Origin of the sequence: Polynucleobacter sp. es-EL-1 (assembly GCF_018687975.1) — a bacterium.
GTDB lineage: Bacteria > Pseudomonadota > Gammaproteobacteria > Burkholderiales > Burkholderiaceae > Polynucleobacter.
In genome coordinates this window covers 1,624,836-1,642,493 of record NZ_CP061310.1, presented here as the reverse complement: position 1 = coordinate 1,642,493, position 17,658 = coordinate 1,624,836, and the positions used below count along the sequence as shown (strand labels likewise).

15 protein-coding genes are annotated in these 17,658 nt (G+C 46.1%); 6 read left to right on the top strand and 9 right to left on the bottom strand.

The genetic code is table 11. The features are described from left to right. The first annotated feature begins 2 nt into the window (after positions 1-2). Positions 3-1,094 carry an L-threonylcarbamoyladenylate synthase gene (locus FD974_RS08365; protein WP_215364212.1) on the top strand — a complete coding sequence of 364 codons (1,092 nt, stop codon included), beginning with the start codon at positions 3-5 and terminating at the stop codon, positions 1,092-1,094. On the opposite strand, the gene dacB is transcribed toward FD974_RS08365, so the two are convergent. The 4 genes from dacB to FD974_RS08345 are packed head-to-tail and all read right to left on the bottom strand — an operon-like array spanning position 1,040 to position 6,522. After that, the gene (gene dacB / locus FD974_RS08360; RefSeq protein ID WP_215364211.1) at positions 1,040-2,599 is read right to left on the bottom strand and encodes a D-alanyl-D-alanine carboxypeptidase/D-alanyl-D-alanine-endopeptidase; all 1,560 of its coding nucleotides are present in this window, start codon (positions 2,597-2,599) and stop codon (positions 1,040-1,042) included. The genes FD974_RS08365 and dacB overlap by 55 nt on opposite strands. A gap of 32 nt (positions 2,600-2,631) precedes the next feature. After that, positions 2,632-5,052 (bottom strand): ATP-binding protein, encoded by a 2,421-nt coding sequence (locus FD974_RS08355; protein ID WP_251374577.1) that lies wholly within the window; start codon positions 5,050-5,052, stop codon positions 2,632-2,634. 19 nt (positions 5,053-5,071) lie between these two features. Further along, positions 5,072-5,695 carry a response regulator transcription factor gene (locus FD974_RS08350; RefSeq protein WP_215364209.1) on the bottom strand — a complete coding sequence of 208 codons (624 nt, stop codon included), beginning with the start codon at positions 5,693-5,695 and terminating at the stop codon, positions 5,072-5,074. Further along, on the bottom strand, positions 5,695-6,522 hold the full coding sequence (locus FD974_RS08345) for a diguanylate phosphodiesterase (protein ID WP_215364207.1): 828 nt from the start codon (positions 6,520-6,522) through the stop codon (positions 5,695-5,697). The genes FD974_RS08350 and FD974_RS08345 overlap by 1 nt, the downstream gene beginning before the upstream one ends. A 318-nt stretch (positions 6,523-6,840) precedes the next feature. Here FD974_RS08345 and FD974_RS08340 point away from each other — a divergent pair, with 318 nt between their 5' ends. Together FD974_RS08340 and groL are read left to right on the top strand one after the other, a co-directional pair. Further along, positions 6,841-7,131, top strand: a complete 291-nt coding sequence (locus FD974_RS08340) for a co-chaperone GroES (RefSeq protein WP_015421939.1) — start codon at positions 6,841-6,843, stop codon at positions 7,129-7,131. A gap of 26 nt (positions 7,132-7,157) precedes the next feature. Beyond that, positions 7,158-8,810 carry a chaperonin GroEL gene (groL, locus tag FD974_RS08335; protein WP_215364205.1) on the top strand — a complete coding sequence of 551 codons (1,653 nt, stop codon included), beginning with the start codon at positions 7,158-7,160 and terminating at the stop codon, positions 8,808-8,810. Positions 8,811-9,003: 193 nt separating this feature from the next. Here groL and FD974_RS08330 read toward each other — a convergent pair whose 3' ends face one another. Genes FD974_RS08330 through FD974_RS08320 form a run of 3 tightly spaced genes read right to left on the bottom strand, consistent with a single transcriptional unit; the run spans position 9,004 to position 11,899 of the window. Further along, the gene (locus tag FD974_RS08330) at positions 9,004-10,371 is read right to left on the bottom strand and encodes an NAD(P)(+) transhydrogenase (Re/Si-specific) subunit beta (RefSeq protein ID WP_215364203.1); all 1,368 of its coding nucleotides are present in this window, start codon (positions 10,369-10,371) and stop codon (positions 9,004-9,006) included. Positions 10,372-10,405: 34 nt separating this feature from the next. After that, the gene (locus tag FD974_RS08325) at positions 10,406-10,744 is read right to left on the bottom strand and encodes a proton-translocating transhydrogenase family protein (RefSeq protein WP_011903634.1); all 339 of its coding nucleotides are present in this window, start codon (positions 10,742-10,744) and stop codon (positions 10,406-10,408) included. Between the two features lie 21 nt (positions 10,745-10,765). Further along, positions 10,766-11,899, bottom strand: a complete 1,134-nt coding sequence (locus FD974_RS08320; protein WP_215364202.1) for a Re/Si-specific NAD(P)(+) transhydrogenase subunit alpha — start codon at positions 11,897-11,899, stop codon at positions 10,766-10,768. Positions 11,900-12,073: 174 nt separating this feature from the next. Between FD974_RS08320 and mnmA the strand changes: the two genes are divergently transcribed. Then, positions 12,074-13,189 (top strand): tRNA 2-thiouridine(34) synthase MnmA, encoded by a 1,116-nt coding sequence (mnmA, locus tag FD974_RS08315; protein WP_215364201.1) that lies wholly within the window; start codon positions 12,074-12,076, stop codon positions 13,187-13,189. A 7-nt stretch (positions 13,190-13,196) separates the two neighbouring features. Here mnmA and FD974_RS08310 read toward each other — a convergent pair whose 3' ends face one another. Then, a complete protein-coding gene (locus FD974_RS08310; protein ID WP_215364200.1) occupies positions 13,197-13,811 on the bottom strand; it encodes a glutathione S-transferase N-terminal domain-containing protein in 615 nt (204 codons plus the stop codon). A 96-nt stretch (positions 13,812-13,907) separates the two neighbouring features. Here FD974_RS08310 and purB point away from each other — a divergent pair, with 96 nt between their 5' ends. Continuing rightward, complete coding sequence (purB, locus tag FD974_RS08305) at positions 13,908-15,287, top strand: adenylosuccinate lyase (RefSeq protein WP_371817109.1); 1,380 nt, start codon at positions 13,908-13,910, stop codon at positions 15,285-15,287. A gap of 2 nt (positions 15,288-15,289) precedes the next feature. Next, complete coding sequence (locus FD974_RS08300; RefSeq protein ID WP_215364199.1) at positions 15,290-16,666, top strand: 3-deoxy-D-manno-octulosonic acid transferase; 1,377 nt, start codon at positions 15,290-15,292, stop codon at positions 16,664-16,666. 15 nt (positions 16,667-16,681) lie between these two features. Here FD974_RS08300 and secF read toward each other — a convergent pair whose 3' ends face one another. Further along, a complete protein-coding gene (gene secF, locus FD974_RS08295; protein WP_215364198.1) occupies positions 16,682-17,656 on the bottom strand; it encodes a protein translocase subunit SecF in 975 nt (324 codons plus the stop codon). Between the last annotated feature and the right edge of the window lie 2 nt (positions 17,657-17,658).

Sequence of the window (17,658 nt, the reverse complement as noted above, 5' to 3'; positions counted from 1 at the left end):
AAATGTCCAGCGATAGTAGCTCACTCCAATCAGCAGCAGTTATTCAAGAGGCAGTGCAATCTTTGCGTAGTGGTGGCTTAGTCGCCTTTCCGACGGAAACAGTCTATGGGCTGGGCGCTGATGCTAAAAATCCCGAGGCCATTAAAAAAGTGTTTGCTGCTAAAGGCCGACCTTCTAACCATCCGCTGATAGTTCATATTGCTGCCCCAGATAAATTTGATCAATCTCAAGTTGATTGGGTCCCAGTGCTTGCCCCCTGGGTCAGAGATCTTTCTGAAGATGCGCTCAAGCTGATACATGCATTTTGGCCCGGACCACTTACCTTGGTTTTTAAAAAAGATAAATCCGTGCCGCTTGAAGCAACCGGCGGTCAAGATACCGTGGCAATTCGTGCGCCAGCACATCCACTGACCCAAGAGCTATTGCGTAAATTTAAAGGCGGTATTGTTGGACCCTCGGCCAATCGGTTTGGCAAAGTTTCTCCAACCAGTGCTGCGGATGTTCGCTATGAATTTGAGGAAATGCTTGATCTGATGATTTTGGATGGCGGTGATTGTGATGTTGGAATTGAATCGACCATAATCGATTTATCCAGAGATCACCCAGTATTGCTGCGCCCCGGATTAATTACTCCCGGAGATATCCTGGCTAAAACAGGTATCAAAGTTTATCTACCTCATGAGTATGCTGTGCTTGCGGGTCAATCTGAGACTCCAGTAGTGTCCGGAAGTTTGCGTGCCCATTACGCACCCACTACACCATTGCGTTTGTATGCGTCCGGAAGAGTATTGGATGCTTTAAGTGAATTTCCTGACATTAAGTCACGGGTAGCAGTTGCAGTTTGGGATTCTGATTCGAGCCTAGGGGAAGATGGTCATCCCTCGGTGCATTTTGAAGAGGTTTTAGTACCGAGTGATAGCGTCAGTTTTGCTAGTAAGCTGTATCGCACTCTGCGCGATCTAGATCAGCAGGGCTGGGATTTAATTTTATTGCCCGAGCCTCCAGTAGGCGAAGAGTGGGATGGAGTGCGAGATCGCCTTCAGCGCGCTTGTTTTGGGTCTGGTCCATCCTCTAGTAGCCACGCCAATAATTGATCGTGTGCCTCCAAGCCTTTGCGAGCATTGGGGTGATTGATAAAGGAAGTTACTGCATACATCTTGCCGGACTTGCTCATCACATATCCAGAGATTGCTCTGACATCTGCAAGTGAGCCCGTTTTAATTCTGGCCTCAGGTTTTTTCTTGAGATGGAGGAATTTGCGAAGATGGCTCATGAGTCGATTTCTCATCGTGCCATCCGTACCGGCTATTGGTAGGCTGTTATAAAAAATATCTCCAACCGATAAATTTCTAGCTGTAACTAAAACTTGATTTAAGTTCTCCGCTGATATGGATTCCGTGCGAGAGAGGCCAGAACCATTTTCAATGACAAGCTCTGGAAATTCTAGCCCCTGTTCCTTTAGCCAACTCTGAATCACAGTATTGCCATTTTCAGTCGTGGCCGGCTTGCCCATTTTTTCAAGGGCTAGGGTCAGTAGCAACTGGCGAGCCATGACATTATTTGAGAATTTATTGATATCAAGCACATCATCCGCTAGTTTGATACCCTCAAATTGAAGAAGAAGACGGGCTGCTAAGGGGACGCTTTCAGATCTTCCGATAGGTGCTTGGGCCCATGAGCCACCAGCTAACTCCCAGGCTGCTGCAAAACCCTGCGTGAGAAAGGTATTAGCATCCATAGCGACTACGTTGTAATTTACCCCTTTGCAAGCACTCGGAAACCCCCCGGAAAATACCGCAGTGAGTGTTTGATTGGTGCTATCAGTTCCGCCATCAGAATCTAAATTAAAGCGTAGATTACTCTTCCAGTTGTCACATGCTCGATCAATCAACTGCATTTGATTGATTACCTTAAGCTGCGATAGTTTAGGCGTGTAATCAATATCGATAAAGTCGGCTGTGCGAGATTTGCCCAGTTGAAAGGAAAGGGTTCTGAATGCATATAAAAGAGGATCTGGAGGAACGTTGTAAGCGCGCAAGGATTCGCCATCGATGGTGTTGTGCTCCATAACGCTCGGTGCATAGGCACTCCGATCAAAATAAAGATCCCCATCAATTTTCTGAATACCTAGATTCTGAATAGCCTTCATCATCTTGGCTAACTCCTCTGGAATGAGCTTGGGATCACCGGTGCCCTGTAAATAGATGTTGCCTTTAAGGGTGCCCTGTTTAATGGCGCCATCAGTAAAAAGTTTGGTGCGCCAGCGATACTCGGGCCCCAAGACATCTAAGCCGGTTAAGGTTGTAAGTAGCTTCATGGTTGAAGCTGGATTCATGGGCTCTTTGGCACGCCAATCTAATTCAGTCTTACTAATTGCCTTGCTGGGACGTCCCCCTTGGATTTCTGTTACTGAAATGCTAATGGCATCTTTGGGAATCTGATTTTTTTCTAAACTTGCAGCAACACTTTTGGGGAGGTATTGGAGAGTATTTTCGGGCACTTTAGGCTCTGCCTCAGCAGCTCCAATACTCCATAAGCAGTAGATGACGAGGGCTGCCAGGAAATAATAGCGTCGAGTAATTGGGGCTTGCGTATACATTACCCATAGGATAAACCTTACTTCGTAAATGCCTAATATCTTGCTTTATAAATTTGAATAATTTTGTTTTGTTCCTGTAGCAATCTGATGAATTGCTCCACACGTTTAGCTAGTGGACCCTGAGCCTCCAGGGCTTTACAGGCTTGAATAAACTCAACCGCTTGTAATAGCTGCGCCCCACCCTTAACCCGATGGACAAGACTTTGAAAACGAGACTCGTCAATTTCAATTGCTTTTCCGTTTCGAGATAGCTCTTGCAGAGCTTCGTCATGAACTTTTTGGATCTCATCCAGAATAATGATGATTTGCCTTTGGTCATTCTGAATGAGGTTTTGGAATGAAGCGAATGAATACGATTCGGGAAAATCTTGGGCACAATTGCTAGAGTCAAAATAGCGCATAAGCTCATTTTCAAGAGCTCCTAAGCTTAAGGGTTTGATAAGAACACCATTCATGCCTGATGACAGAAATTGATTACGAGATTCCAGTGCATATATATCAGCAGTGACACCAATGATGATCAACTCCCGATTGCCTAGTGAACGAATATGCTTTGCCAAATCGGATCCCTGTATACCTGGCATAGATTGATCTGTCAGCATTAAATCAAAACGGTGAACTTTCATGAGCTCAATAGCGGCCTGAGCATTCTCACAAACTTGGGTTTTGATGCCTAAGGCTTCAAGCTGTAGAGAGAGGATTTGCCGGCTAGCGGGGTGATCTTCTACCACGAGGGCATGAAGCGATCGATTGGCTTGTCCTCGCCTCTTAGCAACAAGCTTCCCATGGCTATGCGAAAGCGAATCAAAAAATGATGTGTTGGCAGCTGCAATACTACTTCTCGGAAACGCAACAGAAAAATGAACATTGCTCCCAAATCCTGGCTCGCTCTCAAAATAGAGATGGCTATTCATTGAATTGACTAGATGATTGGTAATAGTTAGCCCAAGACCAGTTCCTTCTTTTGTTGTCGAGGGGCGATGATCTTGGCTGGTGGGTATTTGCTCAAATGCCTGAAGAGCCAATTCAATTTGATCGGAACCCATGCCAACCCCAGTATCAATGACCCGAAATTCAATTAGTTGACCCGCATGATCATCAGCAAGAACGGTGATTGCAAAGTAAATCTCACCTTGATTAGTAAATTTAATCGCATTACTCAGTAAATTTTGCAGTACCTGCCTTAATCGCAAAGAGTCGATCATCAGAACTTCAGCGATTCTTGGGTCGGTAGATGTGTGAAGAATGAGGTTTTGTCGCTTAGCTACAGTGTCAAATGCCGCATGAATATCGTTCAGGAGTTGATTTAAGTTGCAGGGCTCTAGATTAAGCGTGAGTTTGCCAGCTTCTATTTTTGAAATATCCAATACCTGATTCAGCATTCCGAGCAATGATTCAGCTGAAGCCTGTGCACTCTTAAGTAGGGGTTTATCTTTTTTCGGAAATTGCTCGCTACCCAAAAGTAGCTCTTGAACACCCAAAATCGCATTCATAGGGGTGCGTATTTCATGGCTCATCGTCGCTAGAAACGCAGACTTCGCGGCATTTGCTTTTTCAGCCAATTCTTTTGATTGTCTTAATGCGCTGGCAGTCCGTTTTTCATGAAAATATTTTCTTTGCAAAAGATAAATGACTAGTACGCCAATAAGCAAGAAAGCTACGAAGCTTATCCAGGGAAGTATTTTTCGGACACCCTCATTGCTCTTGATAAGGGGGTTGATTGCAAATAGCTTGCGAGACTCTATGGGATCTAAGTCATCTAGAAAATGATCCAGTACGTTGTGTAATGGATTATTTTGATGTGAGATGAGCCAGCGGTATGCAAAGGGTTCTCGGCTATAAAGGCCATCAAGGTGTAAATCTTGATGTTTTGAATTTGATATGAGGTGCAGCGCTAGACGAGCTGGCATAACCAATGCCTCAATATCATTTTTTACAAGCGCATCTATTAGATGGGCTGCCTGATGAGATTGAATTGCCTGCTCACCATGAGTGGATGGTGGATTTTCTAAGCCACGATCAAAGTAAGCGAGCTTTACATGATTGCTTGGGTTTTTTAAGGTGTTGGAGGTTTTGGTAACAATCGCATCATGCCCCCAAAAAATAGAATTCGATAAGGCGCCAAATTGCAAGACATCATTGCTAATTTTGGGAGGGTCGATGATGAAGTCGACATCTCCTGCGGCTAGTTGTTGGAGACCCTCTTGATCTGAACTTCTCCAGACTGGAATGAACTCTTGGCGGGTACATTCCTGCATTTTTACCAATAAGGATTTAAATACACCCGCATCTGAAGGATGGGGTGATTCATGAAGATAGGGGGCATATTTTTCATGAATGCTAAATTTCACAACGGGGTGTGCATCGATCCAAGATTTCTCTGCCTCGTTAAAGGGGCCTGCAAATCCAGAAGCTCCGTAAATATAAAGGGGTAGAGCGAGAATTTTGAACATGAATCGATGCATCTGTGTATTAGCTCTCGATGATGTTATTCATGCGGCAGAACAAGATGAGATCAGCAATATTATTAATGCCTAACTTATCAAAGACGCGTGTCTTATAGGTGGCAACAGTTTTATTGCTGATATGCAGTAAGTCTGAGATCTGCTGATTGGTGTTTCCCTTACCTAGATACTTCATGACTTGTAATTCACGATCAGAGATCAACGCTAATTTATCGGTATCGCTCAAAGAAGTATTGCCATTTTTGCCGTGGGAGAAAAAGGTATAGCCTTGTGAAATGGCAACACACCCTGCCAGAATCACATCTGCGCCTGCAGTCTTATTAACAAAGCCATGGGCGCCTAGCGATCTCACCCTTCCCCCATACACTGCTTCGTCTAGACTGGAGAGCACCAGAATTCTGACTTCAGGATGCATCAAACCAATCCGACGAATAACGTCAAAGCCATCGGTTTTAGGCATATCAATATCCAATATCACCATATTGGGATTCACTTCCTTCATGGAGCGAAGGCATTCTTCGCCATTCTGAGCTTGTCCTGCGATTTCAAAAAGCAATTGATCTTGCAGCATACTTTTTAATGCCATCAACATGGCTGGATGATCATCTACCAACATCACGCGTTTTCTCATTACATATCTCCATTTTGGTTTTTATGAGGGTGCAGCGAAAAAATGGCTTTAGCAATACGACTATCGCTAATGTGGAGCATTTGATGGCGACTGACTGGCGGCATCATTAGGCCGCCGTAACTATGACTTGCACCAATCGCAATTGCATTCTCAATATCCTTGACGAGTGTGATATTGCAGGCATAGATTTCACTCTTAATCTGTTTCGAAAGTGTGTTCAGTTCAATCAAATTATGTGTATTGCGAAGCTGGCTAATATCTATATGCACTCCATCTGGCTCAATTTCTGTGAAGACATGCATTTGTGCCGTACTGCCAGAAAAGTTCAGTAGGTGAACCAATATTCCTAAGCGGCGAAGACGGAGTAAGCCTTCTTTGGAGGAGTTAATACATTCAGGCTTGTCATATTGATGAACTCCAATGCTAACTAAGCCAACTGGGAGTCGTGAGTTCAAAACGAGGTCGGATAAGCCATCTACAAATTTGCTAGAGGCAATAGCATGAGCTGGGAGCGGTAAGATTCCTGGAATAAACCGTCCACTGCGATACCAGTAGCTAATATTGTCCAGGCCCTCCATAAACATTCTGAGAAGCTGGGTATCGTCACTGCTTAATAGCGGTCTAAATAATGCACCCGACAGTTTTGTCCCCTGCTGGTTAAAAATAGGTTCGTTGCTAATCGCTTGTCTTTTAGACCAGGATTGGTGTTCTTCAAGTGCTGCGCTGCTCAGGCCAAGCCAGGGCTCTCCAGAGACATCGCGCACTTCATGGAAGGGTTTGTTCTTCCAGGCCTTTACAAGCGTGTACAGCCGGGATTTCGGGCTCATCAGCATTCTCCAATCGGTGATAAGCCAGTCTAGGCATGACAGATCGGAGTGTTAAGGGCTTAAAGCTTATTTATATGTAGGAATTTACCTACCAGCCTGCTCGCATTATAGGGAGGCAAAACCCAGGAGATGAAATTAAAGGCTTCCTGCCCTTGAAATCTTCAGAAACAGACCTATATAATCAGCACTCCCTACATGCGAGTGCTAAAACGGGTCTTTTGAATGTTAAAAGCCTATGAGCTCCGTGTTGAGATATTGCAAGTTATTGATTTATATTGGTTTTTTAATTAGTTAACACTTACTAACATAGGAGAAGGAATGAATCTGCGTCCTTTACATGATCGCGTAATCATTAAACGTTTAGATCAAGAATCAAAAACTGCCTCTGGAATCATTATTCCTGATGCTGCTGCTGAAAAGCCTGACCAAGGTGAAGTATTGGCAGTTGGCCCAGGCAAGCGTGATGACAGCGGTAAGTTGAATGCACCAGACGTCAAAGTTGGCGACCGCGTGTTATTTGGCAAATATGCAGGTCAAACAGTTAAGGTCGGCAGCGACGAGCTTCTCGTAATGCGCGAAGAAGACATCATGGCTGTTGTACAGAAGTAATTAGTACCTAAGAAAGGAATTCAATCATGGCAGCAAAAGACGTCGTATTTGGAGATAATGCCCGCACCAAGATGGTGGAAGGCGTAAACATTCTTGCTAACGCAGTAAAAACAACTTTGGGACCTAAAGGTCGCAATGTGGTGATTGAGCGCTCATTTGGCGGTCCGACCATCACTAAGGATGGTGTATCCGTAGCAAAAGAAATCGAACTCAAAGACAAGCTCCAGAACATGGGTGCTCAGATGGTTAAAGAAGTTGCTTCTAAAACCAATGACATCGCTGGTGACGGTACCACTACCGCTACTGTGTTGGCTCAGTCTATCGTTCGCGAAGGTATGAAATACGTTGTTTCAGGCCATAACCCAATGGACCTCAAGCGCGGTATTGATAAGGCTGTTACAGCTGCAATCGAAGAACTCAAGAAAATCAGCAAGCCTTGCACAACTACTAAAGAAATCGCTCAAGTTGGCTCTATCTCTGCAAACAGCGATCAAAGCATTGGTCAGCGTATTGCAGAAGCAATGGAAAAAGTAGGTAAAGAGGGTGTTATTACCGTTGAAGATGGTAAGTCTTTAGAGGACGAGCTAGAAGTTGTAGAAGGTATGCAGTTTGATCGTGGTTACCTATCTCCATACTTCATCAACCAGCCTGAAAAGCAAGTTGCCGTATTGGAAAGTCCATACGTTCTCTTGTTTGACAAGAAAGTTAGCAACATTCGTGATTTGCTCCCAGTACTCGAGCAAGTAGCGAAGTCTGGCCGCCCATTGTTAATCATTGCAGAAGATGTTGAAGGCGAAGCCTTGGCAACTTTGGTTGTGAATAACATTCGCGGCATCATCAAGACTTGCGCTGTTAAGGCTCCAGGCTTTGGTGATCGTCGTAAAGCAATGTTGGAAGACATCGCGATTTTGACTGGCGGTACAGTGATTGCTGAAGAAATCGGCCTCACACTCGAGAAAACCACTCTTGAGCACTTGGGTCAAGCGAAGCGTATCGAAGTAGGCAAAGAAAACACCATCATTATTGACGGTGCTGGCGATGCTAAAGCAATCGAAGCGCGCGTGAAGAACATTCGTGTTCAGATAGACGAAGCGACTAGCGACTACGACAAAGAGAAGTTGCAAGAGCGTGTGGCTAAGTTAGCAGGCGGTGTTGCAGTGATTCGTGTTGGTGCGGCAACTGAAGTCGAAATGAAAGAGAAGAAAGACCGTGTTGATGATGCATTGCATGCAACTCGTGCTGCAGTTGAAGAAGGTATTGTTCCTGGCGGTGGCGTAGCATTGTTACGCGCGATGCAAGGTATCAAGGGCTTGAAGGGTGATAATCCTGACCAAGACGCTGGTATCAACATCGTATTACGTGCTATGGAAGAGCCAATTCGTATCATCGTGTCTAACGCAGGTGATGAAGCCAGCGTAGTTGTTAATGCGGTATTGGCTAGCAAGGGCAATAACGGTTACAACGCTGCAACCGGTGAATATGGCGACTTAGTAGCACAAGGCGTAATCGATCCAACTAAGGTAACAAAAACTGCATTGGTTAATGCAGCTTCTGTAGCAGCCTTATTGTTGACTACCGATTGCGCGATCTGCGAAGCACCAAAGGATGAGTCTTCCGGCGGCGGTATGCCTGATATGAGTGGTATGGGCGGTATGGGTGGCATGGGCGGCATGATGTAATAGCCCTAGCTCTCCAGCGCATCAGCTGTAGAAATAAAACGCCTGGTTCAAAAGACCAGGCGTTTTTATTTGTTACAGTGAACTGAGTATGAATAGTTATCAGCGGTGTTATTAATGTAGTAAAGCTGATATTGCAGTAATTAAAGGCATTAAAAAACCGCCCGGAGGCGGTCTTTTAATCAAGGGCTAAGTCTTACTCCACAGCCTTAACCATGTCTTCTACAACCTTCTTCGCATCACCGAAGACCATCATGGTTTTATCCATGTAGAACAGTTCGTTATCAAGACCAGCATAACCAGCAGCCATAGAGCGCTTGTTCACAATAATGGTTTTCGCTTTGAATGCTTCCAAAATTGGCATACCAAAGATTGGACTACCTGGCGTACGAGCTGCAGGGTTAACAACGTCATTTGCACCGAGTACCAGAACAACGTCGGCTTGACCAAAGTCGCTATTAATATCTTCCATCTCAAAGACTTGGTCATAAGGCACTTCTGCTTCAGCCAAGAGCACGTTCATATGACCAGGCATACGACCTGCCACTGGGTGGATCGCATACTTCACAGTAACGCCATGATGGGTCAACTTTTCAGTGAGTTCTTTTAAAGCATGCTGAGCACGGGCAACAGCTAATCCATAACCTGGAACAATGATGACAGTGTCAGCATTTTCCATTAAGAAAGCAGCATCTTCAGGTGAACCAGTTTTGTAGTTCTTAGGGGCGCCATCATCAGCGCCGCCTGCTGCTGCCTCGGCACCAAAGCCGCCAAGCAACACCGCCACAATGGAGCGATTCATAGCCTTACACATAATGTAGGACAGAATTGCACCAGATGAACCTACACAAGCACCAGCAATAATTAATACTGGGTTGTTGAGTGTGAAACCGATACCCGCGGCAGCCCAACCAGAGTAACTGTTGAGCATGGATACCACTACTGGCATGTCTGCACCACCGATTGGGATGATAAGAGTTACACCCAACACTAAAGCGATAGCACACATGACTAAGAAGGCTGCGTGGCTACCAGTCATGAAGTACATAACACCGCCACCAACCATACCGATTGCTAGGACAAGGTTGAGCAAATGTTGACCGGTAAATGTTACTGGCTTGCCGCTAACCTTGCCTGATAGTTTGCCAAAAGCAATCACTGAGGCGGTAAAGGTAATTGCACCAATGAATGCGCCAATAAAGAGTTCAATCTTTTGTGCACCGGTGTGAGCTTGAGCTGGATTAAATACTGCAGCAATCGCAATTAAGACAGCAGATAAACCCACAAAGGAGTGCATGAGCGCTACGAGCTCAGGCATCTTCGTCATTTGCACACGCTTAGCAGCAATGATTCCAATGATTGCACCGCCAACGATGGCAGCAATGATTAATGAAAAGACTGGCTTGAAGTCAGGGATCATGAAAGTCGTGATCACTGCAAGCAACATGCCGACCATGCCGAAGGTATTACCTTGGCGTGAAGTGGTTGGTGAAGACAATCCTCGCAAAGCAAGGATGAATAGCACCGATGAAATGAGATATGAAATCGCGGTTATGTTTGACATTTTTTTAGGTCTCTATGTAGATCTTGTTCTAGTTTTATTTAGTTCCAGCAGCATCAGCTTTAGGAGCTTTTTTCTTGAACATCTCAAGCATGCGGCGGGTGACCATAAAGCCACCAAAAATATTGATCGATGCCAAAAAGACGGCTACTGCACCAATGATGCTAGTGAGCGTAATCTCATCGCCACCAATCACTTCAGTTTGCAAAAGAGCGCCAACAATAATGATCCCGGAAATGGCGTTAGTTACCGCCATTAGGGGGGTGTGAAGCGCTGGTGTGACATTCCAAACAACGTGGTAGCCAACAAAAATAGCCAGCACGAATACAGTGATGTTTTGGACTGTAAGGATGCTTTGAAAAGCAGCGAGATCCATGATATTTCCTTAGATTGATTTTTATTGGTTTTTGCGGATGGCTTGGCCATCACGGCACATTAAGCAGGCAGTCACAATGTCATCATCACTTGGGATGACTAACTTTGCTTCTTTGTCCACAATGAGCTTCATAAAGTCGAGCAAGTTGCGCGCATATAAGGCAGAAGCATCAGCTGCAACCATGCTAGCAAGATTGGTGTAGCCAATAATCTTCACACCATTTTTCTCAACAATCTTGTCTGCTTCAGTCAGTGGGCAGTTACCTGAGCCATTGTCACCACGACCAGCTGCTAAGTCGATCACAATTGAACCCGGCTTCATTTGCTCTACGGTAGCTGTATGCAGGAGGACTGGTGGTTTGCGACCCGGAATCAAAGCCGTAGCGATCACGATATCGGCTTGCTGTGCACGCTCGGCAACCAATGCGGCTTGGCGTTTCATCCAGGCTTCTGGCATTGGGCGGGCATAGCCACCAACACCTTTGGCAATTTCACGTTCTTCGTCTGTTTCGTAAGGCACATCAACAAACTTGGCACCAAGTGACTCAATTTGTTCTTTGGCAGCAGGGCGAACATCAGAAGCTTCAATGACTGCACCTAAACGCTTTGCAGTAGCGATCGCTTGGAGGCCAGCAACACCGGCACCCAAAATCAATACACGCGCTGCTTTAACGGTACCTGCAGCGGTCATGAGCATTGGCATAAAACGCTGATACTCATTGGCGGCAACCATGACGGCTTTGTAGCCAGCAATATTGGCTTGCGAAGACAGTACGTCCATGCTTTGTGCGCGGGTGGTGCGTGGCGCAGCTTCTAAGGAGAACGCTGTAATACCTTGGGCAGCCATCGCGGCAATATTGTCATTATCAAATGGATCGAGCATGCCAATGAGCACGCTGCCAGATTTAATTTGTTTAAGCTCTGCAGATTCTGGCGCGCGCACTTTCAGAACGATTTCAGCGCCAAATGCATCGGCTGCGCTACCAACGGAGGCACCAACAGCCTCATAAGCAGAGTCTGGTTGGCTGGCTCGGACGCCAGCATCTTTTTGAATAACAACCGTATGACCTTGACCGATCAGTTTTTTGACGGTTTCGGGGGTGGCGGCAACGCGGGTTTCCCCGGGCCTAATTTCCAGCGGTACTCCTATGCGCATGGCATGTCTCCAGATGCAAATTTTTCAAAAAATCTATTTTAGGTATATATACGCGACTACGCATATATAGGCATACCCTTACGTCTACGGCGCTTAACCGGGTTCTTTTAGTTAAGTTTCGTTAAGCCTTTTACAATGAGGTTTTCAGCTTATAGCGAATTCTCGCATTTTTTGATGATCCAGCCCAATTCTTCAGCAATTCCAGCCTCAAATCCATCTAAAGTGGTGATTGGGATGTCTGGTGGGGTAGATTCGTCTGTTGCCGCCTGGATGCTCAAGGAGCAGGGCTATGAGGTTATCGGCCTTTTCATGAAAAACTGGGAAGACGACGATAACGATGAATACTGTTCTGCACGCCAAGATTGGCTAGATGTCGTATCGGTGGCTGATCTAATCGGGATTGATGTGGAGGCGGTCAATTTTGCTGCCGAGTATCGGGAGCGGGTATTTGCTGATTTCTTGCGGGAGTACGCTGCAGGGAGAACGCCCAACCCGGATGTATTGTGCAATGCAGAAATTAAGTTCAAGGCATTTTTAGATCATGCGATGAGTTTGGGTGCTGATGCGATTGCGACAGGGCACTATGCACGCGTTCGCCATGAGGGCGGTCGAGTCCAACTGTTAAAAGCAGTCGACGCCAGCAAGGATCAAAGTTATTTCTTGCATCGCCTGACGCAAGCTCAATTGGCAAATGTTCTTTTCCCTTTGGGGGAAATCCCCAAAACCGAAGTGCGCAAAATTGCTGAGCATATTGGCTTACATAATGCGCGCAAGAAAGACTCAACCGGCATTTGTTTTATTGGGGAGCGCCCCTTTCGGGAGTTCTTAAACCGCTATTTGCCGCGGACTCCTGGGCCGATTAAAACCCCAGAAGGTAAGACGGTTGGAGAGCATATGGGGCTAGCATTCTTCACCCTGGGGCAACGCAAAGGAATCGGCTTAGGAGGCAGCCAGGATGGCAATGGGGATGCCTGGTACGTGGCCCGTAAAGATGTTGCCAATAACACTTTATATGTTGTGCAGGGGCATGAACACCCTTGGTTATTGGCCAATCAACTTTTGGCGATGGATGCCAGTTGGGTTGCTGGCAACCCACCCGAATCAGGGCAATACTCAGCTAAGACACGTTATCGGCAGTCAGATGCGCCATGCAGCATGTCTTTTGGGGGGCAAGAGCCCTTGGGTTTTGAGCTGACATTTCCAGAGGCTCAATGGGCGGTGACACCAGGTCAATCCGCTGTTTTATATGACGGAGACGTCTGCTTAGGCGGCGGGATTATTGCTGTTTAAGCTGGATTTATGCCGCAGGCGGTAGAGTTTGTGCAAAAGAAGGTCTTTGCATTAACTTTTGATAAAGCCTATCTAAGTTGGAATATTGAGCTTGCCAAGCAATATCAGGGAAGCGAAATAACAAATAACCCAATGAGCAACCTACCGCAATGTCTGCCAAAGACATTTGGTTGCCGTGACACCACTCGTTCTCACCCAGTTGCTGCGACATTTGCGCAAGCCCATGCTTCATTTTGCCCATTTGACGCTCAATCCACACTGGGCTCTGCTGCTCGGGAGGGCGTAGGGTTGCCTCAAGACGCGCCAGGATGCCGGCATCCTCAACGCCATCAGCTAAGGCCTCCCAGGTTTTAACACTAGCGCGCTCACGACTGTCTGCCGGGATGAGTTTGCCGACGGGGCTCAGGCTGTCAGCATATTCTGCGATTACACGCGAGTCATAAATAGCTTCCCCATCATCCAATAAAAGACAAGGAATCTTACCTAAGGGGTTATTTTGGGCAATTTTTGTGTCTGCAGCCCAGACATTTTCCAGTTCGAGGTCTACCTCGACCTTCTTTTCGATCAGAACAATGCGTACCTTACGTACATAGGGGCTGGTGAGGGATCCGATGAGTTTCATGGCATCAAGTATAGCCATCCTGTAGCAATTCGGTTGGACCCCTAAGAGCGATTAAAATCAGGTTTTATCAGCTCAATCCAAATAAAGGCAATATCTGTGAGTCAGCCGCTTTCAACCCTCAATGCACTCTCCCCATTAGACGGCCGCTATGCCGGAAAGTTGGATGCTTTAAGACCTTGGTTATCTGAGGCAGCATTCATGCGTCAGCGGGTATTTGTGGAAATACATTGGCTTTTGGCTTTGGCTTCAGCCGGGCTTCCGGATGTCCCGAAAATTAGCGCAGCAGACGAGGCATTTTTACTGTCTTTGCCAGAAAATTTTTCAGATGCCGATGCGCAGCGTATTAAAGATATCGAAGCGGTAACCAATCATGATGTCAAGGCGGTGGAGTATTTCTTAAAGGAAAAAGTTTCTGGTCGTCCAGATCTCCTCAAGGCAAGTGAGTTTATTCATTTTGCTTGTACCTCTGAAGACATTAACAACACCTCACATGGTTTGATGTTGCGTGGGGCGCGTGATGAAGTCTTATTGCCGCAACTCAGAAAAGTGCTCTCTGTATTAACTGACCTCGCTATTGAAAATGCCAAGGTACCATTGTTGTCACGCACCCATGGTCAGCCAGCCTCACCCAGCACTTTAGGCAAGGAGTTGGCCAATATTGCTAAACGTTTGGAACGTGCTATTGCCGCAATCGCTGCAGTTCCGTTGTTAGGAAAAATGAATGGTGCAGTTGGTAACTACAACGCTCATTTATCTGCCTATCCTGATTTTGATTGGGAAAACTTTTCTAAGGGTGTTGTTGAGAAACGCCTAGGTCTTACCTTTAATCCCTATACCATTCAGATTGAGCCGCATGATGGCATGGCTGAACTATTTGATGCTATTGCACGCGCCAACACGATCTTGTTGGATATGGACCGTGATTTTTGGGCCTATATTTCGATTGGGTACTTTAAGCAGCGTACTAAGGCGGGTGAGATTGGCTCCTCAACTATGCCGCATAAGGTCAATCCGATTGATTTTGAAAACTCCGAAGGTAACTTGGGCGTCGCTAATGCATTATTGCGCCACCTCGCTGAGAAGTTGCCCATTTCGCGTTGGCAACGTGACTTAACTGACTCTACAGTCCTGCGTAATTTAGGCCCAGCATTTGGTCATAGTGTTTTAGCTTATGACAGCGCCTTACGTGGCTTAGGAAAATTAGAAGTGAACCACGCAGCTATTGCGGCTGATCTTGACGAGTGCTGGGAGGTACTCGCTGAGCCAGTGCAGACGGTAATGCGTCGCTATGGCATCGAGAACCCTTATGAGCAACTCAAAGAGTTAACCCGTGGCAAGGGAATTAACAAGGAGGATTTGCAAACATTTATTCGTGGTCTCAAGATTCCGGATGATGCTAAAAAGTTACTCCTGGAAATGACCCCCTCCTCCTATTTAGGCAAGGCGGTCGAACTGACCGAACGTCTAAAAAAGTGAGTGTGACCCCAAGCCTTGAGGGTGCACCAAATGATTCTCAATATGGTGCCCGCCCCAAGTTCTGGTTTGCTGTCTATCAATTACTATGGCATTTGCTTTTGCCATTTGCTTTTATTCGTCTTGCTTGGCGCGCTCGCCACAGCGCCCAATATTTAAGCCATCTACCTGAACGTTTAGCATTTGGCTATAAGAAACCCATTAAACAGGGTGCCATCTGGATTCATGCGGTATCAGTTGGCGAGACAAGGGCTGCTCAACCTTTAATTGATGTCTATCTTGAGCGTGGCGAATCAATACTGCTAACGCATATGACGCTCAATGGTCGGCGAACTGGCGCTTCATTATTTGGGAAAGCAATTGCTTCGGGCCAGATACGCCAGGTATATTTGCCGTATGACCTTTGCTGGGCAGTAGCTAAATTTATTCGCATCTTCAAGCCTAAATTTGGCTTATTTATGGAAACGGAGGCTTGGCCAACAGTCGTTTTTGATTGTGCTGAAAAAGGCCTACCTTTATTTTTAGTCAATGCCCGCTTGTCCGAGCGAAGTGCTCGGCGAGTAAACCGATTTGGTAAAGCGGGCAGAGCATTATTTCAGGCTTTTGCTGGAATATTGGCTCAGACTGAGTTCGATGCGCAGCGTTACCGAAGTCTTGGCGTAAGACAGGTTGAGATTGTTGGGAATCTCAAGTTTGATGTTCCTTTGGATCCAAATTTAGTAGTGCAAGGGCAATCCTGGAAACATGAGATTCATCAGGGTGGTCGACTCATGGTCTGTGCTGCCAGTACGCGAGATGGTGAAGAGGAGGTGATTCTCAAGGCTTGGAGGGATTTATTGCTCAGCAATACATTCAAAGTGTCGCCGGTCTTATGTTTGGTGCCACGTCATCCAGAGCGTTTTTCTGAAGTGGCCAATCAAATTCATGACATGGGGTTCCGATTTCAGCGTCGTTCGGAATGGAATGTCAGTCCTCAGTACGGCGCGGATATTCAAGTCATCTTAGGCGACTCCATGGGTGAAATGCCGATGTATTACAGCGCAGCCGACTTAGTGGTGATGGGAGGAAGTCTCTTGCCGTTTGGCGGTCAAAATCTGATTGAAGCTTGTGCTGCAGGATGCCCAGTATTGTTAGGTGAGCATACATACAATTTCCAACAAGCGGCTATAGATGCAATCCAGATTGGCGCTGCCAAACGGATATCCGGAGAATTGCTATTAACTGAGCCGATCGCTTTAATGGAAGCGTTGAAGGAATTGCTATCTCACCCGGAAGAATTAGAGAGGATGGCTACTGCTGCAAAAATCTATACAAGCGCGCATCAAGGAGCGACCCAAAAAATCTTGGCCGCTCTTGAGCATCAGAACTTTACACTCAATTAGTTTTAAGTAAGAAACTTAAACTTGCGCCCCAAAGTTGGGGTCATCACTGCGCGCTGCATCATCTGGCTTACGCTCACCCTTGACTAAATCTTCACGTGTTACGCCTAGCCACATTGCTAAGGCAGCGGCTACGAATACAGAAGAATAGATACCAAAGAGAATACCGATCGTCAGCGCTAGAGCAAAGTAAAAGAGAGTCGGGCCGCCAAAAAACAGCATTGCTAGCACCATCATCTCTGTACTGCCGTGAGTAATCACGGTGCGGCTGATAGTGCTCGTAATCGCGTTATCGATCACTTCACGGGTATTCATCTTGCGATACTTGCGGAAGTTTTCACGAATGCGGTCAAAGATCACAACGGATTCATTGACAGAGTAGCCGAGGACTGCAAGCACCGCTGCCAATACGGAGAGGGAGAATTCCCATTGAAAGAATGCAAAAAAGCCCAGAATAATCACAATGTCATGCAGGTTGGCAATGATGCCGGCAACTGCAAATTTCCACTCAAAGCGGAATGATAGATACACCATGATGCCGATGATCACAAAGACGAGTGCCTTTAAACCATCAAGTGCCAATTCTTTGCCTACCTGTGGGCCAACAAATTCCACGCGCTGAAGTTTGGCTCCCGTGCCCTGTGGATCTAAAGCTTGCATGACTGCAGCGCTTTGATCGGCAGAAGAAATCATCTTTCCTTCAGCATCTTTTTGCAAAGGCAGGCGGATCATGACATCACGTGAGCTGCCAAAGTTCTGAATCTGAGTATCGGTATACCCGAGCTTTTCTACTTTAGAGCGAATTGAATCTAATGGCGCTGTTTGGGGGTAGGTAACCTCCATGACAGTACCGCCAGTAAATTCAATAGATAAATGTAAACCGTTATGCCAAAGGAAGAAAACTGCGGCAATAAAAGTAATGAGGGAAACAGCATTGAGCACCAGAGCATGGCGCATAAAGGGAATATCTTTTTTGATGCGGAAGAATTCCATGG